The sequence below is a fragment of the Vibrio nomapromontoriensis genome, assembly GCF_050337205.1.
GTDB lineage: Bacteria > Pseudomonadota > Gammaproteobacteria > Enterobacterales > Vibrionaceae > Vibrio > Vibrio nomapromontoriensis.
This window is the reverse complement of sequence record NZ_JAKJSS010000013.1, coordinates 62,056-85,898: the sequence shown is the minus strand read 5'-3', so window position 1 is coordinate 85,898 and position 23,843 is coordinate 62,056. Positions and strand designations below refer to the sequence as shown.

Annotated in this window: 19 protein-coding genes and 9 tRNA genes; 23 read left to right on the top strand and 5 right to left on the bottom strand. The window is 44.8% G+C overall.

All coding sequences use genetic code 11. The features are described 5' to 3' along the window. Positions 1 to 6: 6 nt before the first annotated feature. The 4 genes from L4D05_RS17255 to rsgA form a co-directional block, all read right to left on the bottom strand. Positions 7 to 900: a DMT family transporter gene (locus L4D05_RS17255; RefSeq protein ID WP_428794756.1), complete on the bottom strand. Its 894-nt coding sequence runs from the start codon at positions 898 to 900 to the stop codon at positions 7 to 9. Between the two features lie 133 nt (positions 901 to 1,033). Then, positions 1,034 to 2,449: an SLC13 family permease gene (locus tag L4D05_RS17250; protein ID WP_428794755.1), complete on the bottom strand. Its 1,416-nt coding sequence runs from the start codon at positions 2,447 to 2,449 to the stop codon at positions 1,034 to 1,036. Between the two features lie 241 nt (positions 2,450 to 2,690). Beyond that, positions 2,691 to 3,563 (bottom strand): archaetidylserine decarboxylase, encoded by an 873-nt coding sequence (gene asd / locus L4D05_RS17245; RefSeq protein ID WP_428794754.1) that lies wholly within the window; start codon positions 3,561 to 3,563, stop codon positions 2,691 to 2,693. Positions 3,564 to 3,715: 152 nt separating this feature from the next. Then, positions 3,716 to 4,774 (bottom strand): small ribosomal subunit biogenesis GTPase RsgA, encoded by a 1,059-nt coding sequence (gene rsgA / locus L4D05_RS17240; protein WP_428754074.1) that lies wholly within the window; start codon positions 4,772 to 4,774, stop codon positions 3,716 to 3,718. Positions 4,775 to 4,871: 97 nt separating this feature from the next. Between rsgA and orn the strand changes: the two genes are divergently transcribed. The 10 genes from orn to L4D05_RS17190 all read left to right on the top strand — a co-directional run bounded on the left by orn (position 4,872) and on the right by L4D05_RS17190 (position 6,634). Further along, entirely contained in the window at positions 4,872 to 5,417 is a 546-nt protein-coding gene (gene orn / locus L4D05_RS17235; RefSeq protein WP_428794753.1) for an oligoribonuclease, read from the top strand. A gap of 177 nt (positions 5,418 to 5,594) precedes the next feature. Next, positions 5,595 to 5,670, top strand: a tRNA-Gly gene (locus L4D05_RS17230). 58 nt (positions 5,671 to 5,728) lie between these two features. Continuing rightward, positions 5,729 to 5,805, top strand: a tRNA-Met gene (locus L4D05_RS17225). Between the two features lie 30 nt (positions 5,806 to 5,835). After that, positions 5,836 to 5,911, top strand: a tRNA-Gly gene (locus L4D05_RS17220). A 58-nt stretch (positions 5,912 to 5,969) separates the two neighbouring features. Further along, positions 5,970 to 6,046, top strand: a tRNA-Met gene (locus L4D05_RS17215). A 30-nt stretch (positions 6,047 to 6,076) separates the two neighbouring features. After that, positions 6,077 to 6,152 (top strand) — tRNA-Gly (locus tag L4D05_RS17210). Between the two features lie 58 nt (positions 6,153 to 6,210). After that, positions 6,211 to 6,287, top strand: a tRNA-Met gene (locus L4D05_RS17205). Between the two features lie 30 nt (positions 6,288 to 6,317). Further along, a tRNA-Gly gene (locus tag L4D05_RS17200) sits at positions 6,318 to 6,393 on the top strand. Between the two features lie 58 nt (positions 6,394 to 6,451). Next, positions 6,452 to 6,528: transfer RNA gene (locus L4D05_RS17195), tRNA-Met, on the top strand. A gap of 30 nt (positions 6,529 to 6,558) precedes the next feature. Next, positions 6,559 to 6,634 (top strand) — tRNA-Gly (locus tag L4D05_RS17190). Positions 6,635 to 7,320: 686 nt separating this feature from the next. Here the strand turns inward: L4D05_RS17190 and queG are convergent. Beyond that, positions 7,321 to 8,448 (bottom strand): tRNA epoxyqueuosine(34) reductase QueG, encoded by a 1,128-nt coding sequence (gene queG, locus L4D05_RS17185; protein ID WP_428794752.1) that lies wholly within the window; start codon positions 8,446 to 8,448, stop codon positions 7,321 to 7,323. 245 nt (positions 8,449 to 8,693) lie between these two features. Between queG and tsaE the strand changes: the two genes are divergently transcribed. From tsaE to rlmB, 13 genes are all read left to right on the top strand, one after another. After that, positions 8,694 to 9,158 carry a tRNA (adenosine(37)-N6)-threonylcarbamoyltransferase complex ATPase subunit type 1 TsaE gene (gene tsaE / locus L4D05_RS17180; protein WP_265674887.1) on the top strand — a complete coding sequence of 155 codons (465 nt, stop codon included), beginning with the start codon at positions 8,694 to 8,696 and terminating at the stop codon, positions 9,156 to 9,158. A gap of 20 nt (positions 9,159 to 9,178) precedes the next feature. Further along, positions 9,179 to 10,870, top strand: coding sequence for a LysM peptidoglycan-binding domain-containing protein (locus tag L4D05_RS17175; protein WP_428794797.1), 1,692 nt, complete (start codon positions 9,179 to 9,181; stop codon positions 10,868 to 10,870). A 47-nt stretch (positions 10,871 to 10,917) separates the two neighbouring features. Continuing rightward, positions 10,918 to 12,921, top strand: a complete 2,004-nt coding sequence (mutL, locus tag L4D05_RS17170; RefSeq protein WP_428794751.1) for a DNA mismatch repair endonuclease MutL — start codon at positions 10,918 to 10,920, stop codon at positions 12,919 to 12,921. After that, positions 12,918 to 13,865, top strand: coding sequence for a tRNA (adenosine(37)-N6)-dimethylallyltransferase MiaA (miaA, locus tag L4D05_RS17165; protein WP_428754553.1), 948 nt, complete (start codon positions 12,918 to 12,920; stop codon positions 13,863 to 13,865). Before mutL ends, miaA begins: the two co-directional genes overlap by 4 nt. A gap of 188 nt (positions 13,866 to 14,053) precedes the next feature. Continuing rightward, positions 14,054 to 14,317 carry an RNA chaperone Hfq gene (gene hfq / locus L4D05_RS17160; protein ID WP_428754552.1) on the top strand — a complete coding sequence of 88 codons (264 nt, stop codon included), beginning with the start codon at positions 14,054 to 14,056 and terminating at the stop codon, positions 14,315 to 14,317. 44 nt (positions 14,318 to 14,361) lie between these two features. Continuing rightward, positions 14,362 to 15,651: a ribosome rescue GTPase HflX gene (hflX, locus tag L4D05_RS17155; protein ID WP_428754551.1), complete on the top strand. Its 1,290-nt coding sequence runs from the start codon at positions 14,362 to 14,364 to the stop codon at positions 15,649 to 15,651. 44 nt (positions 15,652 to 15,695) lie between these two features. After that, positions 15,696 to 16,889, top strand: a complete 1,194-nt coding sequence (gene hflK / locus L4D05_RS17150) for an FtsH protease activity modulator HflK (protein ID WP_428754550.1) — start codon at positions 15,696 to 15,698, stop codon at positions 16,887 to 16,889. Between the two features lie 2 nt (positions 16,890 to 16,891). Beyond that, a complete protein-coding gene (gene hflC / locus L4D05_RS17145; protein ID WP_428754549.1) occupies positions 16,892 to 17,875 on the top strand; it encodes a protease modulator HflC in 984 nt (327 codons plus the stop codon). Between the two features lie 70 nt (positions 17,876 to 17,945). Further along, positions 17,946 to 18,131, top strand: a complete 186-nt coding sequence (locus tag L4D05_RS17140; protein WP_428794750.1) for a DUF2065 domain-containing protein — start codon at positions 17,946 to 17,948, stop codon at positions 18,129 to 18,131. A gap of 149 nt (positions 18,132 to 18,280) precedes the next feature. Continuing rightward, on the top strand, positions 18,281 to 19,597 hold the full coding sequence (locus tag L4D05_RS17135) for an adenylosuccinate synthase (protein WP_428794749.1): 1,317 nt from the start codon (positions 18,281 to 18,283) through the stop codon (positions 19,595 to 19,597). 243 nt (positions 19,598 to 19,840) lie between these two features. After that, the gene (gene motX / locus L4D05_RS17130) at positions 19,841 to 20,479 is read left to right on the top strand and encodes a flagellar protein MotX (RefSeq protein ID WP_428794748.1); all 639 of its coding nucleotides are present in this window, start codon (positions 19,841 to 19,843) and stop codon (positions 20,477 to 20,479) included. A gap of 103 nt (positions 20,480 to 20,582) precedes the next feature. Further along, positions 20,583 to 23,048, top strand: a complete 2,466-nt coding sequence (gene rnr, locus L4D05_RS17125) for a ribonuclease R (protein ID WP_428794747.1) — start codon at positions 20,583 to 20,585, stop codon at positions 23,046 to 23,048. Between the two features lie 18 nt (positions 23,049 to 23,066). After that, positions 23,067 to 23,810: a 23S rRNA (guanosine(2251)-2'-O)-methyltransferase RlmB gene (rlmB, locus tag L4D05_RS17120; protein ID WP_265674896.1), complete on the top strand. Its 744-nt coding sequence runs from the start codon at positions 23,067 to 23,069 to the stop codon at positions 23,808 to 23,810. Positions 23,811 to 23,843: the final 33 nt, after the last annotated feature.

Genomic DNA, 23,843 nt, shown 5'->3' with positions numbered 1-23,843 from the left:
TTTAGCTTAACTGACGAGTATACCTGTACCAGTAACGGCGAGTAATGCACCTAGCCACGCGTAGCGGTTAGGTCGTTGCTTGGTGTATAACCAAAGTAGTGGTAATACCATAATAGGTGTTGTCGAAGAAAGCAGCGCCACCATGCCAACATTACCCGTTTGCAGTGCAAAGAGAATGAGCGTCATGCCAACAGCCATGGCAAGAAACCCGTTTAATGCAGTAATGCCGAAGATGGGCAGGGTAATTGGGTTGATACTTTTGGCAAGTCTCGCCCCAGTTAACCAAAATAGGCTATGGGCAATAAATGCTGTAATCATACGAATCGCAGATGCGGCAATAGGGTCGATAGCTGTTTGCATCACGGGTTTTGCTATAATCCCCCCAAGCGCCTGACACAGTGCCGCAGTAATACCGAGTGCGACACCCACCCAAACCTTTCCCTGAATCTCCTCTAAGCGACTTGCTGACGGCTTGGCCTGTTTACGACCAAAAAAGATAGCGGTGGCGACCCCAGAAAACACTAAAACCGAACCCATCAGTTCAATGGTATTCATGGTTTCAGAAAAAAGAAAGTAACCGAGTATGGCGGAGAAAACAGCGTGACAAGAGAACAGCAAACCCGCTTGGCGTGGTCCCATTCGATTTAAGCAAGCAAATAAGGCGGTATCGCCAATAAAGATCCCGATAAGGCCCGATAGTGCCATGGGGGTAATATGCGTATAGGCAACGCTTCCCCAGCCATTGGTGAGCAGTGCCATGGTGGTCAGTATGCAGGCAGTGCACCCCATTCTCCATCGACTATAGGTAAAAGAGCCGAGGTGGCGCGCTGGCGTGACAGAAATAATACTGGAAACCGCCCACAAAAAGGCGGCAATAAGCGCAAACCACTCAAACCCCATGAGTTTCCCTATTCAATTCGAAATCCTATCGCTAAACAGGTTGTACTATGCGGTGTAGTAAAGTGCAATGAAATCCCCCCGTTAGGATGGATTTCATTGCTGCCAAAGTGCTCGACTAAGTGCGATATCGTGCTTAGGTTAGGATCCAAGCTGCGAGATAGACGATGAGTAGGCCAACAACGCCTAGGATAAGCCCCATTTTTGCCATGTCTTTGCTTTCAATTAGACCAGTAGAGTAGGCAAGCGAGTTTGGAGGGGTGGAAACAGGAAGAATCATCCCTAAAGAGGCTGAAAATGCGACAACGACGAGCAGACCTTGTAAACCACCAATAGTGGCCAGGCTTTCCATTGAGGCGCCAATGGCGGCAGCGATAGGCATGAGTAAGTTTGCTGTGGCAGTATTCGACATGAAGTTAGCCATTAACCAACATACGACAGAAAGTGTTAGCACTACAGCCATTGGCGATAGTGATTCATAGTCGATAGCGTGGGCGAGTGCTACGGCGAGTCCGGTTTTATCTAAGCCAATGCCAATAGCAATCCCCCCTGCCACTAACCAAAGCACATCCCAGTTAATGAGCTTAAGTTCTTCTTTACCCATGATCCCTGTCAGAGTAAATACAGCAAGAGGAATAATGGAAACCACATAGGTATTCATACCGTGTAGCTTGGTCGTCATCCAAAGCAAAATGGTGGTGGCGAACGTAGCGTATACCACGATAGCTCGCCAGTTCTTTTGGAATGACCCATTTAGCTTTAACACCATCTTATCCTGTGAGGATGGGAAAAAGCGTTGTAATAAAAACCAAGCAATGGTCAGTTGAATGATGACAAAAGGCAGCCCCATCATCATCCACTGCAGGAAGTCGATAGTGTTCTCCCCTGTGAGGTATTGCAATGCTATCGCATTGGGTGGCGTGCCGATTGGTGTCGCGATCCCCCCTGTATTCGCGGCAATAGGAATACATAACACTAAGGCTTTGATGCCAATGTCACCTTTAGGGGCAGAAGCGACAATGGGACCAAGCAATGCCAGCATCATCACGGTGGTGGCGGTATTAGACATAAACATCGAAAAGACAGCGGTGATCAGCATTAAACCCAGCATGATAAATTTCGGCTGCTTACCAAAAGGCTTAAGTAAGACGCGTGCGAGGTTGTTGTCGAGTTCGTATTTAGACGCGGCAATTGCTAAGGCAAAGCCACCCATAAATAAAATAATAATCGGCGATGAAAAAGCGCTAAAGATGTCGGTATATTTCATCAACTCACCTAAGTCGTGTCCCGCTGGTGGCGTGCGAAATAGGTGCAGTCCTTTATCTGAAATCATCACCAGTTCTAAGGCGATGATAAGAATTGAGGTGGCAAAAACAGGAACAGGTTCTAGAACCCAGAGTAGCGCTGCAAGCAAGAAAATAGCGAGTAGTCGATGTTGAATAAGCGTGAGATCGTCGATGGGGATGGCATCAATAGGCATCATTAACACACCAAGGGGAACCATGAAGCAGATCAGGAGCCGGATCAAAACCCCGTTATTTATCTTGGGCATAGGCAATATCATCTCAAATCAAAAATTCATCTAACAAATAGATTAAAAGATAATCGCCATAGGGTCTTCGACTGAGGTTAGAGTTTTGAAAACATAGAGGATTTTTTAGTGAGATTATTGTCTTACGTCAACAATTCGTATCAAGCAGAATCGTTAAGAAAACTGAGAATAAGGCAATAAAAAACGGCGCAAATTTGCACCGTTTCTTTTGATTGGCCTAGTTATTTACATACTTAGCTAGTTAGCTGTCGCTACGTTCTGCCGCATGAGCATAAGGTGTGCCCATAACGGTAGGGGTGGTATTCGCCATCGTCTCATCAAAACGGATGCGATTGTGGGCAAACAAGTTAATGACTGTTGAGCCCAGCTTAAAGCGACCCATCTCTTCACCCTTTTTCAATACAACTGACTTATTACCTTCAGCAGGGTAGTCCCAAGTGTGAACCGAACTTCCTGTTGGCGGTGTTACAGTACCTGCCCAGATCAGCTCAATGCTGCCGACAATCGTTGCACCGACAAGAACCTGCGCCATTGGGCCAAACTCAGTATCAAAGATACATACCACTCGTTCGTTGCGGGCAAACAGGTTTGGCACATTCTCTGCTGTGAGCGGGTTGACCGAAAACAGGTCACCAGGCACATAAATCATTTGGCGTAATGTACCGTCGCATGGCATGTGTACGCGGTGGTAGTCGCGAGGAGAAAGGTACAGCGTCGCGAATTCACCATCGGTAAACTCTTTAGCGAGCTCTTCACTTCCGCCCAATAGTTCTTGTGCCGTGTAGTGATGGTTTTTAGCTTGGATTAGCTTACCATCTTTAATTGGACCAAATTGGCTCACACACGCATCTGCGGGGTGGGTGATGACAGACTCACCTTCTGCAATTGGTCGAGTACCAGGTTTAAGTTCACGAACGAAAAACTCGTTAAAAGTTTCGAAGTGAGCCGGGTCTGAGTACAAAGCCTCATCTAAATTGACGTTATATTGTTTTACAAACCAACGAATGATAGCTGTCGTTAGACCACCAGCTTTTGCTGATGCTAGTTTACCGACTAAACGGGTTAAACCGTGTTTTGGTATCCAATATTGAAGTCCAACTTTAATCTTATCCATTGCTTACTATTCCAACATTAATTGAGTATTTCTAATTCAGGGCGCGAGATATTAATGTAAATCTCACAAAATGTCAGTACTTAGTCCAATTCCAGTGCTGACGTTGTGCGTGATGGCAAACTCGCTGCATGAAGACAAACGTAGATTCTTAATCAACCAAGATCCGCTTTCTTGTTGCGCGAGTATTGTCGATTGGCTTTGTTTTCACCCATGCTTTCCAAAATTCGGTGATAGTTATCAAAGCGACCTTTATCGATGTTACCGTTTTCAACCGCTTCCCTTAGAATGCAGCCAGGATCGTCTAAGTGTTTGCAATCTCTAAACTTACAGCCACCTAGGTAAGGGCGAAATTCGACGAACGCTTCGGTAATTTCATGAGGCTCTAAGTGCCACAGTCCAAATTCACGAACCCCTGGAGAGTCAATAAGATCGCCCCCTGACGGGAAGTGATAAAGCCTGGCGGCCGTGGTTGTGTGTTGGCCTAACCCTGAGTTCTCAGAGATCGCGCCTTCTTCAATTTCTAATTCAGGCATGAGTGCATTGACTAAGCTTGATTTGCCTACACCAGACTGCCCAACAAAGATGTTCACTTTATCTTTGAGGTAGCTTTCCAGTTCTTGGATTCCTTCGCCGGTTTCTTTACTGACAAAGGCAACGTCATAGCCAATGCGCTTATAAGCGTTCAAAGAGGCATAAATATCAGCCTTGTCGTCTTCTGAAATCAGGTCAACTTTGTTTAAAACCAGCAGAGGCGCAATTTGCAACGTTTCCGATGCAACAAGATAGCGGTCAATGATGTTAAACGATAAATCCGGCGCAATGGCAGAGACAATAACCATTTGGTCAACGTTGGCTGCAACGGGCTTTAGACCATCGTAATAGTCTGGACGGGTGAGTATTGAGCTGCGCGGCTCAACGGCCTCTACAACACCAGAAATACCATGCATCGATTCAATGCCTACACGCCATTTTACATGATCGCCAGAGACGAGAGACTCAATGCCACGTCGTAAATTACAACGATGAACCTCTTGAGTTTCAAGATCTTCAATGTCGGCATGTTGGCCAAAGCGAGTAATCACTAAACCTTGTTTGACCGCTCCTAGCATGGTTTCATCCCATTGAACGGTTTCTTCTTGTTTAAGTTTTTTGCTTTGGTTGCTGCGTACTCGACGCACTTGACCTTTGGTTAGTTTTTTCTTTTTCGCCACGATATTCTATGATGCCAATGCATCAAACCATTTGGGTTACTGAAATTTATTTCGGTATAGTACCTCTTTTAGCGGAAAACAAATAGACGAGGGCGTTATGTCTTTTAGCGATCAGAATTTAATCTGGGTTGATCTCGAGATGACAGGACTCGATCCTGAGCAACATAAAATCATCGAAATAGCGAGTATAGTGACAGACAGTCAATTAAATATTCTTGCTGAAGGTCCAGTGATTGCGATTCATCAGCCTGAGGCTGAGTTAGCAAAAATGGATGACTGGTGCACGAATACTCATACTGCGAGCGGGCTCGTTGCTCGTGTGACAGAGAGTACGTACACAGAGCAGCAGGCAATTGCAGAGACGATAGCGTTTTTAGAGCAGTGGGTACCAAAAGGGGTATCACCTATTTGTGGCAACAGCATTGGGCAAGATCGTCGTTTCTTATACAAGCACATGCCAGAGCTTGAGGAGTATTTCCACTATCGTTACATCGACGTGAGTACCTTAAAAGAACTAACTCGTCGTTGGAAGCCAGAGATTTTAGATGGCTTTAGCAAACAAGGTACGCATTTGGCACTTGACGATATTCGTGAGTCGATCGCTGAACTAAAATACTACCGTGGAACTGTTTTCTCCATTTAGTTGAATCTTTATTGGAATCGTAGCGGGGTTGATTTGCTCTAGTTTCTAGAAAAATAAGGTGTTTTTGTGTGCTTTTTCATCAAACAGAAAAAAAATGAATGTTTTTTATCGATAGGACTTGCATCACAAAAAAATGCTCTTATAATTCGCAGCCCTGAACGACGAAACACGTTCAATGCGATACTAGCTCAGTTGGTAGAGCGCAACCTTGCCAAGGTTGAGGTCATCGGTTCGAACCCGATGTATCGCTCCACTTTCTCTTGGTAGAAAGTGACAGTTCTCATCGTACTTAACGGTGACTACAACTCGGACGCGGGATGGAGCAGTTTGGTAGCTCGTCGGGCTCATAACCCGAAGGTCGTTGGTTCAAATCCGGCTCCCGCAACCATATTTAATCAATAGCGTTTGCTGTTGATATGCGATACTAGCTCAGTTGGTAGAGCGCAACCTTGCCAAGGTTGAGGTCATCGGTTCGAACCCGATGTATCGCTCCATTTTCTCTTAGCAGAAAATRACAGTTCTCATCGTACTTAACGATGACTACAATTCGGACGCGGGATGGAGCAGTTTGGTAGCTCGTCGGGCTCATAACCCGAAGGTCGTTGGTTCAAATCCGGCTCCCGCAACCACATTTARTCAATAGCGTTTGCTGTTGATATGCGATACTAGCTCAGTTGGTAGAGCGCAACCTTGCCAAGGTTGAGGTCATCGGTTCGAACCCGATGTATCGCTCCATTTTCTCTTAGCAGAAAGTGACAGTTCTCATCGTACTTAACGGTGACTACAATTCGGACGCGGGATGGAGCAGTTTGGTAGCTCGTCGGGCTCATAACCCGAAGGTCGTTGGTTCAAATCCGGCTCCCGCAACCACATTTAATCAATAGCATTTGCTGTTGATATGCGATACTAGCTCAGTTGGTAGAGCGCAACCTTGCCAAGGTTGAGGTCATCGGTTCGAACCCGATGTATCGCTCCATTTTCTCTTAGCAGAAAGTGACAGTTCTCATCGTACTTAACGGTGACTACAATTCGGACGCGGGGTGGAGCAGTTTGGTAGCTCGTCGGGCTCATAACCCGAAGGTCGTCGGTTCAAATCCGGCCCCCGCAACCATATTTAGTCAATAGCGTTTGCTGTTGATATGCGATACTAGCTCAGTTGGTAGAGCGCAACCTTGCCAAGGTTGAGGTCATCGGTTCGAACCCGATGTATCGCTCCATTTTAGCGCAGTTTAACCCTATAGAGGTTTAGACCTTGCTCTTCTTTTGGTAGAGCAAGTGTTGTTAGTCGCTATGCTTTCTTGTTTATAGAAAGCCTAAAGCAGCATTCCATATAAGCAAAGTTGAGAAACTTAGTCCTTTCGCTGCCGCTCTTTCCTAATGCTGAGAAGCATCACTCCAAAACAATTTAGTTAGTTTGTAACGTTATTTTTAAATAGGCGGCTTTGCCTATTTAATACGTCTACGCTGCTATTCCTGTAGTTATTCAACCCTGTGGATGTAGGTTAGCGCCTTTTTCTACGGCACACTTACATTTAAATTAACAGACTTATCCACACCTTATCGTATGTGGATAACTTGGTTGATAAATTGTTTTTACTCGATATGTTAGCTAAGTGCTTGAAAGATCTTTACAGTAATTAGTCTGCAGGCAAGTGCGATCTGACCGTTTAAGTTATTGTTTATAAAGTGGTTTTGTCGGTTTTTACGTCGAGAGATACTGTATTTAAATGATCAACAAGTGACATTTATTTGATCCTAGTCATATATTGCGTCTGTGTTTAACCTGTTTTCACAAGCACATAGCACGAATGAAATTTTTGTTTTTCCACAAATTCAAATTTGAGATGTTAGTCAAGAAAATTTATTTGATTTCTTGTCAATGCCGATATGAGACTGCTTGATGTTATGAATCGCGTGGTAGACCTTTTTGTATGATTCGAATAAGACGTTGGTTTCTGCTATCAATTTTGTTTAGTGACAATTTATCTTCTTGAGAACGTAACTTTTCTAGTGCCCAGTCGATGTGAGTATCCAGCAGCGTACTTTCCCCCTTAAGGTTTTCGAGTAGGGCAATGTAATCTGCTTGGAAGGGAGCATTGCCAATCGCAATAATGATATTTCTTCGCCACTGCTCATGTCCTATCCGCCTAATAGCCGATCCTTCCATGTTTTTTAAAAACGTAAGTTCATCCCAAGCTATTAGCGACTTTAAGTCAGGCTTATCGAAGATTGGACGGCGCTGGAAGTCGACTTGCTTACTGATGTCTGAGAATCGATTCCACGGACAGACCAATTGGCAATCATCACATCCGTATATTCTGTTGCCAATCGCATCTCGGAATTCTTCTGGGATAATGCCATCATACTCAATAGTTAAGTACGAAATACATCGCCTAGCATCAACGACGCCATTGTCTAAAATCGCGTTAGTTGGACAAGAGGTCACGCATGCTGTGCATTTGCCACACTGGTTTTCGACGGGTTTATCGATAGGTAGTGGTAGGTCGATAAATAACTCGCCAAGGAAAAACCAAGAGCCGGAGTCTTTGTCGAGAATTAAAGAGTGTTTACCCGTCCATCCCAATCCGGCCTTTTCTGCTAGGGGGCGTTCGAGCACGGGAGCGGAATCGACAAATGGTCGGTAACCTAAGGCGCCGACTTCGCTTTCAATCTTTTGGCCTAATTTTTTTAATTTGTTACGAATGAGTTTGTGATAATCCCGACCCAATGCATAGCGACTGATATAACCAGTATGCTTGTCTTGCAGATTACTGGCAAAGTGTGCATCTTCAGGTAGGTAGTTCATACGCACACTAATGATACGGCATGTATTGGGGTGAAGCTGGTCGGGATGGAGACGCAAATCTTGGTTTGACTCCATCCAGGCCATTTCACCATGATAGCCTGCAGCCACCCAGTGGCTAAGCGATGCTTCTTGATCTTCTAAGCAGATATCACTAATGCCTGCTTTTTGAAAACCCAGCTCTTTCGCCCACTGTTTGATGTCGTTGGCAAGCTTATCTAAATCCATCACGATCACTCTATTTAAAAAGGACGCGTATTCTATACTCAAATCTGTTTGTATCCAAAGTATGAGTAGAAAAAAGACATATATCCAAATTTGTCGGGGAGTTGATGGGTAATTACCATCACTTTGTAGGGATTCACCGCTTTTAATGGTAAATTTTCTAATTACTTACACAACAATGCTTGTCTACAAAAAGCGACACAGTTTACTATTTCACCTCGCAACCGACGTATTCAGAGAAAAATGTGATGAACACTAAAAAATTTGCCTTAGCTGATGAAGCAGCCACTGTTTTAATTGGAACTAAACTCGCTAATCTCTGCTCAAAACAAACAACCATTTATTTACATGGTGATCTTGGGGCGGGGAAAACAACGTTTAGCCGAGGGTTTATTCAAAGCCAAGGGCATCAAGGTAATGTGAAAAGCCCGACTTATACGTTAGTGGAACCTTATCAACTCAAACAGTGGAATATTTATCATTTTGATTTGTATCGTTTGGCGGATCCTGAAGAACTGGAGTTTATGGGCATTCGTGACTACTTCTCTGACGATGCAATTTGTCTAGTGGAGTGGCCAGAAAAAGGCGAGGGTGTATTGCCTGCCGCTGATCTTGATATTGACTTGAGATACGTAGGAGAAGCGCGTGAAATCACATTTACCGCAAACTCTGAATATGGAATTCAGCTAATTAGTCAATTGGAGTTAAATTGATCAATCGTTTGTTTAGCCGCATGAAAATGTTCATGCTGGCCATCGTCATTCTTTCCCCTACGGTTGTGTGGGCGAATACGCTTGAAGGGATACGGGTTTGGCCATCTCCGGATGAAACTCGAGTCGTTATTGACCTTAAGTCAAAGGCTGATTTTAGCTATTTCTCTTTATCTGGCCCAAGCCGTATTGTGGTGGACCTTAACAATACGACGCTAAATACTACGTTGCCACTTAATGTGACAGATAGTCCAGTACTGAGCAAAGTAAGAAAAAGTTCTCCTCCAAAGAAGGGTACTTATCGTCTTGTTTTTGAATTAAAGCAGGCACTAACTCCTCAGTTATTTACCCTGAACCCAACACCTGGCGGACAATATGGACACCGTCTTGTTATCGATCTTCCTCATGGAAAAGCGACTCAGGCGAAACCTACTGCCGTTGCAAACAGTAAGACAGCCGTCAGTCGTGATGCGTCACAATTACGCGGCACGGCCGATATTGTTGTTGCAATCGACGCCGGACACGGTGGTGAAGATCCTGGCTCTATTGGGCCGACAAAAAAATATGAAAAGCACGTGACGTTGAGTGTCTCCAAAAAACTCGCGGCGCAAATTGATGCGATTCCGGGTATGAAGGCGGTACTGACTCGACGTGGCGATTATTTCGTTAATTTGAATAAACGTTCGGATATTGCTCGTAAAAATAAAGCACACCTGTTGGTCTCTATACACGCCGATGCTTTTCGAACGCCACAGCCTAGAGGGGCATCAGTATTTGTCCTGAATACCAGAAGAGCGAATACGGAAATTGCCCGTTGGGTAGAAAACCATGAGCAGCAGTCAGAATTACTCGGTGGTGCGGGTGAAGCGTTAGCGAAGAATTCAAATGACAAAAATGTCAGTCAAACTTTGCTTGATTTACAATTTAGTCACTCTCAAAAAGAGGGCTATAAAGTCGCGACTAAAATACTAAAAGAGATGGGGAAAGTGGCTCACTTACACAAAAAAGAGCCGGTCAATGCTAGTCTTGCTGTGTTGAAGTCACCAGATATACCATCAGTATTAGTTGAAACTGGCTTTATTTCCAATCCAGGTGAAGAACGTTTGCTTACGACGCGTAGTCACCAAGATAAGCTAGCTCGAGCATTAGCGAAGGCGTTAGTTCAGTATTTTGAAGCGAATCCGCCAGAAGGCACCTTGTTTGCGAATAAAGGCCAGCAACGTAAGCACTCGGTGAAACGTGGCGAGTCGTTATCAGTGATTGCCCAGCAATACGGTTCTTCTGTTACGGCGATTAAATCGGCGAATAAACTGAAGAGTAATGGATTGGCTGTGGGGCAAGTTTTGACTATTCCAGGGAATAGCACACCAGTAAAAGTCAGCAGCAAAGTGAATACCGTAGAGACAAAAGTGATTACACATACGGTGGCTAAAGGGGAGTACCTTGGTAAAATTGCAAGCAAGTACAAAGTGTCAGTTGCAGATATCAAGCGCGAGAATAACCTAAAGTCGGATACGTTACGACTCGGGCAAAAACTGAAAGTATCGGTCAGCCTCAAAGACTTGCCAGTCAGAAAGCATACCGTTAAGCGGGGGGAGTTTTTAGGTAAGATTGCTTCACGCTATGACGTGACGATACAAAGCATACGAGAGGCGAATAAGTTACGTTCAGATCAGCTCGCTGTTGGGCAGGTTTTGATTATTCCTAATAGGTAACGTGCAGCGTTGACTATGTTTATATTTTGATGACTCGGAGTAGTGGTGTGACAATAAAAATTCTCCCAGCTAGATTAGCAAACCAGATTGCTGCCGGAGAGGTCGTAGAAAGACCTGCTTCGGTGATAAAAGAGTTAGTGGAGAATAGTATTGATTCTGGTGCGACTCGCATTGATATCGACATTGAAAAAGGTGGCGCAAAGCTCATTCGAGTTCGCGACAATGGCAAAGGCATTGTGAAGGATGAGCTACAATTAGCTCTCAGTCGTCACGCGACATCAAAGATCCATACTTTAGATGACCTAGAGGCAATTGTTAGCTTAGGCTTCCGTGGTGAGGCCCTAGCCAGTATCAGTTCAGTATCACGACTGACATTAACTTCAAGACCTGCCGCTCAGGAGCAAGCGTGGAGTGCCTACGCTGAAGGGCGAGACATGGCGGTGAGTTTGAAGCCAACAGCCCACCCTATTGGCACAACGGTAGAGGTGCTGGATCTTTTTTTCAATACGCCAGCAAGACGTAAGTTTTTGCGTACCGAAAAAACGGAATTTACCCATATTGATGAGTTATTAAAACGCATCGCACTAAGCCGTTTTGATGTGTCTATTAACGTTAAGCATAACGGTAAGTTAGTCCGGCAATATCGAGCGGCAAAAAATGAAGCTCAGGCTGAAAAGAGAATTGCATCGGTGTGCGGCGCGGCGTTTGTTCGTCATATGCTCAGAATTGAGCTAGAACATCACGACCTAAAGCTTCATGGTTGGATTACCACACCAGAAGGCGGGCGGGCGCAAAACGATCTTCAATATTGTTATGTCAATGGACGGATGATGCGGGATAAGCTGATTAATCATGCTATCCGGCAAAGTTACGAGTCGAGTTTGTCTGCGGAGCAATATGCCGCCTTCGTATTGTTTATTGAAATTGATCCCCATCAGGTAGATGTTAACGTGCATCCCGCTAAGCATGAAGTTAGATTTCATCAAGCAAGACTGGTGCATGACTTTATTTATCAAGCGCTAAGTGATGCGTTAGTCCAAGCAAAATCAATAGATCTACCTCAAGTATCCACTTCTGGGTTTACCCAAGATGTGAGTGAAGCTAGCTCAGATGAAGCATTGATCGAGCAGACAAATGAAGATGTGCGGAAAAATCGCTTAAGCGCAGATTCTGTTGCTGAGACGGTGATTAATGCAGTGACCAGTACTCCCGCTTACCCTGGGCGGAGTGATTATCGCCCTAGTATTGAGCCCCAAACCGATTCTTTATCTAAAACTAGGCCCCAGCATGGAATTTCAGAGCGCTCGCCATCTAGCCCGTGGGCATCAGAAAGGTCATCGGGTAGTGCTTCAGGCCGTTCTGGCTCAAGGAACGTTGAGAGTCCACCAAGTATTGCAGAGGCAAAAGTGTATCAAGCACTATTGCAAACCCCTGATTTTCCGGAGATATCTAACGACTCAGTGATTGAAACAAAGAGTACGCCGACGACCGTTGAGCATATTGGTAAAGCGGTATCGGTTATTGGGTCGCGTTACCTCTTGGTTAAGGCGGAGCCTGACTGTGCCCTTATTTCATTGCCTCGAGCTGAATTTTATAAGCTGTTTGCGCAGCTGGATCCGAAAAGGGCTTCGTTAACGATGCAGCCTTTGCTTGTTCCGTTGTCATTAAAAGTGAATGATAGCCAGTTGAAGTTTGTTGAGTCTCAAGTGGAATTTTTGTCATCTTTTGCGATTGATATTAAAGTTAGAAACAAGCAAACCGTGATGGTAATGGGCGTTCCTTCTCCTCTTCGACAGCAAAATTTGCAATTGTTAATTGATGAAATGCTGTCATACTTGGCAACCCTTGAGCAGCATGACCTCAGCCCAAATGGACTGAGTCTTTGGTTAGCAAAGAAAGTGCTGCAAGTGAAAAGTAGTTACACATTATCGGAATCCGTCCAATTACTCAGTAATTTGGAGCAGTTATACGACGGTAAGCTACCTTTGAGCGATACTAAGTTTGTTCGTCCTGTCGATTTTACGGCCACAATTGCAGCGTTTTCATCATGAGTCAGAAATTACCGTTAGTTTTATTTTTAATGGGTCCTACCGCATCTGGTAAGACCGATCTTGCGATACGTCTTCGTCAGCAATACCCCGTTGAGATTATCAGCGTGGATTCCGCCCTAATTTACAAAGGCATGGATATAGGTACTGCTAAGCCTGATGCTGATGAATTATCGGCAGCGCCTCACCGTCTTATTGACATACTCGACCCAAGTGAAGCTTATTCTGCAGCGGATTTTCGACGCGATGCATTGGCAGAGATCGCCAAAATACACGCGGAAGGAAAGATCCCCCTTCTTGTCGGCGGCACAATGCTTTATTTTAAGGCGTTACTGCAAGGGCTATCTCCCTTGCCAGCTGCCGACCCTGAGATACGTAAGCAATTAGAGCAAGAAGCACAAGATAAGGGTTGGCAAGCTCTCCATGATGAACTTAGGACGATTGACCCTGTCTCAGCTGATAGGATTCATCCTAATGATCCGCAGCGTCTTTCTCGTGCGTTAGAGGTATATCGAATATCAGGTAAGTCTCTGACTGAGTTAACAGAAGTGAAAGGGGATCCTTTACCATTTCGAGTGAAACAATTTGCTGTCGCGCCCAAAGATCGCGCTTTGTTACATAAACGAATTGAATTGCGTTTCGATAAAATGATACAAGCAGGTTTTGAAGATGAAGTAAAAGCATTATATGCTCGAAAAGATCTTCATCCCGATCTACCATCTATTCGTTGTGTCGGATACCGACAGATGTGGGAATATTTAGATGGGGACTGTAGTTTTGATGATGCGATATTCCGCGGAATCTGCGCTACTCGTCAATTGGCTAAACGTCAGATTACCTGGTTAAGGAGTTGGGAAGATCTGGTTTGGCTAGATAGCGAACACATTGAGAGTTCAATGAAAACTCTCACAGACGCCATAGCATCCGATGGCATTAACTGTGTATAATGTAGTCGCTTTTGTATATTTGTACCCAAAAAGGAACTGAGTTTTGTTTTCAAAGTGAATTGTTGTTCTATGATTATAAAACTAACGGGTATTTCATTGGTTTAGCTCAGATGCAAAGGCCACACAACTCGTAGTGTACCAATAGCTAAATAATTAAAACTAAAAATATTAATATAAGGAAAATAAAAATGGCTAAGGGGCAATCTCTTCAAGACCCATTCCTGAATGCGCTTCGTCGCGAACGCATTCCTGTTTCGATCTATCTTGTAAACGGAATCAAATTACAAGGTCAAATCGAGTCTTTCGATCAATTTGTGATCCTATTGAAAAATACCGTCAACCAAATGGTATATAAGCATGCGATTTCGACTGTTGTACCTGCACGTGCGGTGAGTCACCATACGGGCGAGCGTCCAACAAATGATCGCCAACAAGAGAAATCTGAAGATTAATACTCTATCTCGTACAGTAAACATCATAAATAGGAGTTGGTAGCTTGTTTGACCGTTATGAATCGGGGGAGCAGGCTGTTCTTGTTCATATCAACTTCACGCAAGAAGGTGAGTGGGAAGATCTCAACGAGTTTGAGATGCTGGTGTCTTCAGCTGGCGTTAACAACCTGCAGGTTGTGACAGGTAGTCGTCAGTCTCCTCACCCGAAATACTATGTTGGCGAAGGAAAGGCTCAGGAGATTGCACAAGTTGTACAATTAACTGGTGCTGACGTGGTGATTTTTAACCATGCACTTTCGCCGGCCCAAGAGCGTAATTTAGAAGGTTTGTGTAAATGTCGAGTATTGGACCGAACGGGTCTGATTCTGGATATTTTCGCTCAACGTGCGCGAACCCATGAGGGTAAGTTGCAAGTTGAGCTCGCGCAGTTGCGTCACATATCCACACGATTAATTCGCGGTTGGACGCACCTTGAAAGACAAAAAGGTGGTATTGGCTTACGTGGTCCAGGTGAGACTCAACTTGAGACTGACCGACGACTACTGCGTGACCGAATCAAAACGATTTTGCGTCGTTTAGAGAAGGTCGCGAAACAGCGTGAACAAGGCAGACGAGCCAGAAACCGAGCAGAGATCCCGACGATTTCTTTGGTGGGTTATACCAACGCAGGAAAGTCGACACTGTTCAACTGTATTACTGAAGCGGGCGTGTACGCGGCGGATCAGTTATTCGCAACGTTGGATCCAACACTCAGAAAAATTGAATTGGCCGATGTAGGTACTTCAATTCTTGCTGACACAGTTGGATTTATTCGTCATCTTCCGCACGATTTGGTCGCGGCATTTAAAGCCACACTGCAAGAAACGCAAGAAGCAGACATTTTGTTACATGTTGTTGATGCAAGTGACGACCGTTTTCGTGAGAACATGCAAGCTGTTCATGACGTGCTAGAAGAGATTGATGCTGGTGATGTACCGGCTCTAGTCGTGATGAATAAAATAGACAATCTAGAAGGCCAACGTCCTCGTATTGAGCGAGATGACGAAGGACTACCGAGAACCGTTTGGGTTTCTGCCATGGAAGGGCAAGGAATTGAACTGTTGTTCGAAGCGCTGACTGAGCGTTTAGTGAGCCAAATGGTTCAGTATCAATTGAGAATTCCGCCACAGTATCAAGGCCGCATTCGTAGTACATTTTTTGATATGAAATGTATTCAGCGGGAAGAATATGATACAGATGGTAACTTGTTGATTGATATTCGGATGCAACAAATAGATTGGTCTAGACTTGAGAAGAGAGAAGGGGCAGTTTTGAGTGACTTTATCGTTACTTAAAGGACTGCTACAGTATAACGTCATAATAATGATGGAGCTTCCTAATGGCGTGGAATGAGCCTGGTAATAATAATGGAAACAACGGCCGCGATAATGACCCTTGGGGCAATAATAATCGCGATGGCCGTAAGTCCGGCGACCGTAATCAAGGTCCGCCTGACTTAGACGAAGTTTTCAATAAGCTAAGTCAAAAGATTGGTGGTAAGTTTGGCAAGAAAGGTGGCGGTGGCCCATCAATAGGCGGTGGCGGAAGCGCAATCGGCTTTGGTGTTATTGCATTGATTGCCGTTGTCATTTGGTTCTCCTCTGGTTTCTATACCATTGGTGAAGCTGAGCGTGGTGTTGTTCTTCGCCTTGGTAAATACGATCGTATCGTTGAGCCTGGCCTGAACTGGCGCCCACGTTTTATTGATGATTATCAAGCCGTTAACGTTCAAGCTATTCGCTCTTTAAGAGCATCAGGTACGATGCTGACACGCGACGAGAACGTCGTTAGTGTTGGTATGGATGTACAATACCGAGTATCTGACCCATATAAATATCTCTATGTGGTAACCGATGCTGACGACAGTTTGAGCCAAGCAACGGATTCGGCGCTTCGTGCCGTGATTGGTGATTCATTGATGGACAGCATTCTTACGAGTGGTCGTCAGTTAATTCGTCAAACGACACAAGATACGCTGAACAACATCATTGATAATTACGATATGGGCCTAACGGTAGTTGATGTCAACTTCCAGTCTGCTCGTCCACCAACACAGGTACAAGATGCGTTTGATGATGCAATTTCTGCCCGTGAGGACCAAGAACGATTTATTCGTGAAGCTGAAGCTTATAAGAATGAAATCATTCCTAAAGCAACGGGTCGTTCTGAGCGTTTGAAGAAAGAAGCTTTAGGTTATTCAGAGCGTATAATCAATTCTGCACAAGGTCAGGTTGCTCAGTTTGAGAAACTCCTTCCTGAGTATTTGGCGGCACCTGAAGTGACTCGTAATCGTCTCTATTTAGATACGATGGAGCAAGTCTACTCGAATACGTCGAAAGTGATTATTGATTCTGAATCAAGCGGTAACTTATTGTATTTACCTATTGATAAGTTGGCAGGACAAGAGTCTTCAAGTAAGACGAAGAAGTCGCAGTCAGCGTACGATGAGATACAGTTAGATGCACCAACAACAGAAAAGCCGAATAACACGACGACCTCGCGTGATTCGAACGCACGTCAAGGGAGATACTAATAATGCGTAAATTAGCAATACCAGTATTAGTGGTCACGTTGGCGTTAATGCTAATGTCCCTGTTTGTTATCCCTGAAGGAGAAAGAGGCATTGTGATTCGTTTTGGACGTGTTCTAAGCGATGACAACAATGTATCTCGTATCTACGAGCCGGGCTTACACTTTAAAATGCCGTTGTTTGACCGTGTACAAACGCTAGATGCACGTATTCAAACAATGGATGGTCGTGGTGACCGTTTTGTAACGTCTGAGAAAAAAGACGTGATTATTAACACCTACGTTAAGTGGAAAATCGAAGATTTTCGTCAGTACTACTTGGCAACAGGTGGCGGCAACGCGTTGACGGCAGAAGCACTACTTGAGCGAAAAGTGACAGATGTGCTTCGTTCAGAAATCGGTTCTCGAGATATCAAGCAAGTGGTATCCGGTCCGAGAGATGCAACGAATGTACTGCCTGATAGCATCGACAGTGAAGAAGTGACGACGGAAGCGGCAAAACAAGCGTTAGAGATTGATGGTGAACGTGACCAAATTATGGAAAACGTTCTAAGTGATACTCGTGAAAGTGCGATGAAGGATCTTGGGGTTCGAGTGGTTGATTTTCGTATTAAGAAAATTAACTTACCAGATGAGATCAGTGAGTCAATCTACCGCCGTATGAGAGCTGAGCGTGAATCAGTGGCTCGTAAGTTCCGTTCTCAAGGACGTGAAAAAGCAGAAATCATTCGAGCACAAGCAGAGCTTGAAGTGGCGACTATGCTAGCCGAAGCGGATAAAACAGCGCGTGTAACGCGAGGTAGTGCCGACGCAAAAGCGGCAACAATCTATGCAGAAGCGTATAGTAAAGATGCTGAGTTCTATGGCTTCATTCGTTCTTTAGAAGCCTACCGTACCTCGTTTGCGGACAAGAGCGATATCCTTGTTCTTGATCCTAAGAGTGAGTTCTTCCGTTACATGAATGACGCTAATGGTGCGCCAGTTAAGTAACTGAAACGGTAAAATTTGCTACGATAAAAGGCCTGTCTCAGACGGGCCTTTTTCTTACTTGGAGAAAAACATGACCACATCATTTTGGTTGGCGATTGGCTTGGTATTAATTTTTGAAGGGCTTGGGCCATTATTGGTACCTAAGGGGTGGAGAACTATGATAGGCCAGTTAGTGTCCCAGCCAGATAACCAACTGCGGCGTGTAGGCGGTTGCCTAGTTGTTGCTGGCGCAGTGATCGTATTTATGCTGTCTTAAGCTGAGTCAGGCAAACAAATTACAGATAGATTTTATTTATAAAAGACAGATATTTAGAACTGTGTTAGCTATTAATGTCCAAAAAATGACTGCACAAAGTCACATTTCGATGCTAGAATCCTTTTTTAACTAGCAATCAGATTGGAAAGATGGGAAATAACGTAGTCGTTCTGGGCACCCAATGGGGTGACGAAGGTAAAGGTAAAATCGTAGACCTTTTAACTGAAGATGCAAAATACGTGGTTCGCTATCAAGGCGGTCACAATGCAGGTCACACTCTAGTCATTGACGGTGAAAAAACCGTTCTTCATTTAATTCCATCAGGTATCCTTCGCAATAACGTTAAATGCGTTATTGGTAATGGTGTTGTTCTGTCTCCAGATGCACTTTTAAAAGAAATGAAGCCGTTAGAAGAACGTGGTATTCCAGTACGTGAGCGTCTTTTCATCTCTGAAGCTTGTCCTCTAATTCTTCCTTACCATATCGCTATTGACCAAGCGCGTGAAATCGCTCTAGGTAAAAAAGCAATTGGTACTACGGGTCGTGGTATCGGTCCTGCTTACGAAGATAAAGTGGCTCGTCGCGGTCTTCGCGTTGGCGATCTTTTCGATAAAGAAATGTTTGCAGAAAAGCTTAAGAAAGTAATGGAATTCCATAACTTCCAACTAGAGCATTTCTACAAAGTTGAAGCTGTAAGCTACGATGAAGTTCTTGAGCAATGCATGGCTTATGCAGACCTACTAACCTCAATGGTTATTGATGTTACTGACGAACTAGATGCAGCGCGTAAGCGTGGCGACAAGATCATGTTTGAAGGTGCACAAGGTACGCTTCTAGATATCGACCACGGTACTTACCCGTACGTAACGTCTTCAAACACGACTGCTGGCGGTGTTGCTGCTGGTTCTGGTTTTGGTCCTCGTCACATCGGTTACATCCTTGGTATTACTAAGGCTTACTGCACTCGTGTTGGTTCAGGTCCATTCCCGACGGAATTGTATGACGGCCTAGATAAGCAAGACCCTGTTGGTAAGCACCTAGGCGATGTTGGTCATGAATTTGGCGCAACGACAGGTCGTTTACGTCGTACTGGTTGGTTTGATGCAGTTGCTATGCGTCGTGCGGTACAAATTAACTCTATCTCTGGTTTCTGTCTAACGAAGCTAGATGTACTAGATGGCCTAGAAGAACTGAAAATCTGTACTGGTTACAAGATGAAAAATGGTTCTATCCTAGAAGTTTCCCCAATGGCTGCTGAAGCGTTTGAAGAAGCAACGCCAATTTACGAAACGATGCCTGGTTGGTCTGAAACTACATTTGGTGCAACGTCTATCGAGCAGCTTCCACAAGCCGCTCTGGATTACATCAAGCGCATTGAAGAGCTAACTGGTGTTTCAGTTGATATCATCTCTACAGGTCCTGATCGTAACGAAACTATCGTTAAGGTTCACCCTTTCGAAGTATAATTCGAAGACTGAATTGATGAATAGAAACCAGCGCTTGCGCTGGTTTTTTTATGTCTACAAGTTTGCTCTAACTGTGATCTTCTGCCATTTTTTTGACATCGTTACGCTTATTGGGTGCTCAAGTGGCAAAATTTTGCCGTTTTTTTGTGGTTTCCATTAAAGTGAACTCGATGTTTGCCGATAAAATGGGAACAGCGGCTTATTGAAGCCGGCGTGGTCTTTGGGATATGAGGAAATGATATAGTGATGAGGCGACACAAAATAACAGCGTTGATTTGTCTGTCGTTACTTGGCACTTGGAAATCGGCTCAAGCTGAAAGCGTCGGTGCACCAGTCCCAATCTATTCTGAAGATCAGCTGATTAAACTGATTAGTGAGAACCGCCACCTTGCGAGAGTGAAAGCGGATAACTGTCAACTTGTTGAAGATATTATGGCGCGCGCCACCCGCATTAACCTGCCTTCTTATGAGTTCTTATATGGCGATATGTTAGCATGGGGCGTTTGTGTTCCTCAGGATGTTGAGCTTGGACTTTACTATATGGAAAATGCAGCTCATCAAGGATTGCCTGTCGCGTTAGAGCAGTTAGGGCGTTATTATTCTCGAGGGACATTTGTTCAAGAGGATAAAGAGCGAGCGATCCCTTATTTCCGTGAAGCGGCATCCATGGGCAACATAGACGCAAGGATTCAACTCGCCGAGTTGTTGTTGCGTGATTATGGTAGCCCAAGAGATTACGAAGATGCCTACCGCTGGCTTTATAACTCAGTAACCCCCGATAATTTGAAGCATAAGCGAATCTCGATGCTACGTCGGGGCTTAGAGTCACGCATGCCACAGAATATTATTGCTCGAGCGAAGCGTCGTAGCGATTTTTGGTAAACCCTGCTGTACGTTTTAGCTAGAGAATGATAAACGATTTCTGTAGCTTATCCCCCCAGTCAGTTATAATCGACCTATACCTCCCCTCAAAATAGGTCTGACTATGTCGAATAAGCCTAGCGAAAATCGTGTCGACGATCCCTTTGCCGAAAGAGAATCCCAAAACTACGAAAACCCCGTTCCGAGCAGAGAGTTCATTGTTGATTTCTTAAAAGGTGTCAACGTCCCAATGAACCGTAACGATCTGTTTGAATCGTTAGGCTTGTCTGGTGAAGAACAATATGAAGGGTTACGTCGTCGCCTGCGTGCAATGGAAAGAGATGGACAGCTAGTCTTTACGCGTCGTCAGTGTTATGCCTTGCCGGATAAGCTTGAAATGATCAAGGGTATCGTGATTGGGCACAAGGATGGACACGGTTGGGTAAGGCCAGAAGGCAGCCTTAACAAAGATCAGGATGTATTATTACCTCATCATCAGATGCGCACTTTACTGCATGGTGACTTTGTACTTGTTCAGCCTACAGGTAAGGATAAGCGAGGGCGTAAAGAAGGTCGATTAGTTCGAGTACTTGAAGAGCGTAAAGACCATATCGTAGGACGCTTTTTCTTGGAATACGGCTACGCTTACGTGGTTTCCGATGACTCCCGTATTAGTCATGATATTCTTATTCCTAATGAACATCGTAACGGCGCTCGTATGGGTAACGTTGTGGTTATTGAAGTGACCGATCGTGGCGCTAAGTCTCGGAAAATGGCTGGGCAAGTGGTTGAAGTTCTTGGTGAAAATATGGCGCCAGGTATGGAAACACAAATTGCTATCCGCGCCCACCAGATCCCGCATGTTTGGCCTGTAGAAGTCGATAAGTATGTCGCACAGTTTGGTGAGTCAGTGCCGGAAGAGGCCAAAGAAGGCCGGGTGGATCTGCGTGAATTACCATTAGTCACGATTGATGGGGAAGATGCTCGAGATTTCGATGATGCAGTATATTGTGAACGTAAAAAAAGTGGTGGTTGGCGTTTATGGGTAGCCATCGCCGACGTTAGTTACTACGTTCGCACAGATTCTGCGCTTGATAAGGAAGCAATAAAGCGCGGCAACTCGGTGTATTTCCCTTCTCAAGTTGTTCCTATGCTACCGGAAGTACTTTCTAATGGACTTTGTTCACTGAACCCGCAGGTTGATCGCTTGTGTATGGTGTGTGAGATGACCATTTCGGATACTGGTAAGCTATCGGGTTATAAGCATTACGAAGCGGTGATGAACTCCCACGCGCGACTGACCTACAATAAAGTGAGTGATATTCTAGAAGGTGATACGGAGCTCAGAGAGCGTTACGATCCAGTCGTCCCTCACCTTGAAGAGCTACATCGCATGTATCAGGTGCTGAAAACTGCCCGAGATCAACGTGGTGCTATTGAATTTGAAACAGTAGAAACCAAGTTTATTTTCAATGCGGAAAGAAAAATTGACCGTATTGAGCCTGTCATTCGCAACGATGCCCATAAGATCATCGAAGAGTGCATGATCTTGGCTAATATTGCGTCTGCTTCATTAGTGGAGAAGGCGAAAGAGGCCGCGTTATATCGAATTCACGAATCTCCAGGAGAAGAACGACTTACCGGCTTCCGAGATTTCCTAGGCGAACTAGGTCTGAATTTGACGGGTGGGCTAGAGCCTTCACCTACCGATTACGCAGACTTAATCAAACAAATCCGTGAACGTCAGGATAAAGAGCTGATCCAGACCATGCTACTTCGCTCAATGAAGCAAGCGGTCTATAACGCTGATAATTGTGGCCACTTTGGTTTGGCGTTGAAGCGCTATGCGCACTTTACTTCACCGATTCGTCGTTATCCTGATTTGTTGCTTCATCGTGCGATTAAGTATCTGATTGCCAAAGAAGCTGGGCGTAACCAAGATCGTTGGACGCCGACAGGCGGCTATCATTATTCGTTTGATGATATGGATTACTACGGTGAGCAGTGTTCGATGACGGAGCGTCGTGCCGATGACGCCACGCGAGATGTATCGGATTGGCTCAAATGTGAATATATGCAGGACCATGTCGGAGAAGAATTAGATGGCGTTATCGCCAATGTAACGGGCTTCGGTTTCTTTGTTCGCCTAACAGAATTACATATTGATGGATTGGTCCATATTTCCAATCTCGCTAACGATTACTATCAATTTGATGCAGTAGGGCAGCGATTAATTGGTGAAAGTTTCGGTGCGATTTATCGACTAGGTGATGCGGTTAAAGTGAAAGTTTTAGCGGTAAATTTAAACGATAAGCAAATCGACTTTGAATTAGTCGGTACAAATCGTAAAGTACGTGGTAAAGGAAAAACGGCGAAGAAGCGCGTTGCGGAAGCACAAAGCAAAGCCAAAGCGAAGAAGCAAGGTGTCGCGAAAAGCAGACGCTCCGGCAAAGCAACGCCACTAGTCGAGCCAACGAAGCGCCCGGACGGCAAAGAACAAAAGTCGCCCTCTAAGGGTTCCAAAGCAAAACCTGGGAAAGCTCGAAGTAAGAAACCTCGAGTGAAAACCGGCGGCGCGAAAAAGAAATAATATTTCAAGGTTAAAACCATGAGTAATGAATTTATTTACGGCATTCATGCTGTAAAAGCAGTATTAGAGAAAGACCCTGCACGCTTTATTGAAGCTTTTGTTCTAAAAGGCCGTCAAGACGATCGCTTGCTACCTTTGCTAAATGAACTAGGCCAAATTGGCTGCTCGATTCAGCAAATGGGGCGGAAAGTACTTGATGACAAAGCAAGCGGTGCGAACCACCAAGGTATTATTGCCAAGGTGAAACCCGCGAAGCAGTTAAATGAAAACGACTTAGATACCATCTTAGCCAGTCATGACCAGCCATTATTTTTAATTTTGGATGGCGTAACAGACCCGCATAATTTGGGTGCTTGTTTACGTAATGCGGATGCAGCAGGTGTTGCGGCTGTGATTGTGCCAAAAGATAAATCTGCGCCATTAACGGCAACAGTAAGCAAAGTAGCTTGTGGGGCGGCGGAGACTGTGCCGTTGGTTCGAGTCACCAACCTTGCAAGAACAATGCGCGCACTGCAAGAACACGGTGTGTGGATCGCGGGTACGGCTGGAGAGGCGACGCACGATGTCTATCAAGCTAAACTGACAGGCCCTCTAGCCATCGTTATGGGCGCGGAAGGGGATGGAATGAGACGACTTACGCGTGAAACGTGCGACGATCTTATTAAGATCCCGATGGCTGGCTCTGTATCGAGCTTGAACGTATCGGTGGCATCTGGCATCTGTCTGTTCGAAGCGGTGAGACAGCGTTCACTTACGAAGTAAGCGACCGTTATAAAAATAAAAGGTCAGCGTATG

Excerpts from the sequence above, each read along its gene's own strand:
- L4D05_RS17255 (WP_428794756.1), bottom strand. The coding sequence starts at position 900 with ATGGGGTTTGAGTGGTTTGCGCTTATTGCCGCCTTTTTGTGGGCGGTT.
- L4D05_RS17250 (WP_428794755.1), bottom strand. The coding sequence starts at position 2,449 with ATGCCCAAGATAAATAACGGGGTTTTGATCCGGCTCCTGATCTGCTTC.
- asd (WP_428794754.1), bottom strand. The coding sequence starts at position 3,563 with ATGGATAAGATTAAAGTTGGACTTCAATATTGGATACCAAAACACGGT.
- orn (WP_428794753.1), top strand. The coding sequence starts at position 4,872 with ATGTCTTTTAGCGATCAGAATTTAATCTGGGTTGATCTCGAGATGACA.
- queG (WP_428794752.1), bottom strand. The coding sequence starts at position 8,448 with ATGGATTTAGATAAGCTTGCCAACGACATCAAACAGTGGGCGAAAGAG.
- tsaE (WP_265674887.1), top strand. The coding sequence starts at position 8,694 with ATGAACACTAAAAAATTTGCCTTAGCTGATGAAGCAGCCACTGTTTTA.
- L4D05_RS17175 (WP_428794797.1), top strand. The coding sequence starts at position 9,179 with ATGAAAATGTTCATGCTGGCCATCGTCATTCTTTCCCCTACGGTTGTG.
- miaA (WP_428754553.1), top strand. The coding sequence starts at position 12,918 with ATGAGTCAGAAATTACCGTTAGTTTTATTTTTAATGGGTCCTACCGCA.
- hfq (WP_428754552.1), top strand. The coding sequence starts at position 14,054 with ATGGCTAAGGGGCAATCTCTTCAAGACCCATTCCTGAATGCGCTTCGT.
- hflK (WP_428754550.1), top strand. The coding sequence starts at position 15,696 with ATGGCGTGGAATGAGCCTGGTAATAATAATGGAAACAACGGCCGCGAT.
- hflC (WP_428754549.1), top strand. The coding sequence starts at position 16,892 with ATGCGTAAATTAGCAATACCAGTATTAGTGGTCACGTTGGCGTTAATG.
- L4D05_RS17140 (WP_428794750.1), top strand. The coding sequence starts at position 17,946 with ATGACCACATCATTTTGGTTGGCGATTGGCTTGGTATTAATTTTTGAA.
- L4D05_RS17135 (WP_428794749.1), top strand. The coding sequence starts at position 18,281 with ATGGGAAATAACGTAGTCGTTCTGGGCACCCAATGGGGTGACGAAGGT.
- rnr (WP_428794747.1), top strand. The coding sequence starts at position 20,583 with ATGTCGAATAAGCCTAGCGAAAATCGTGTCGACGATCCCTTTGCCGAA.
- rlmB (WP_265674896.1), top strand. The coding sequence starts at position 23,067 with ATGAGTAATGAATTTATTTACGGCATTCATGCTGTAAAAGCAGTATTA.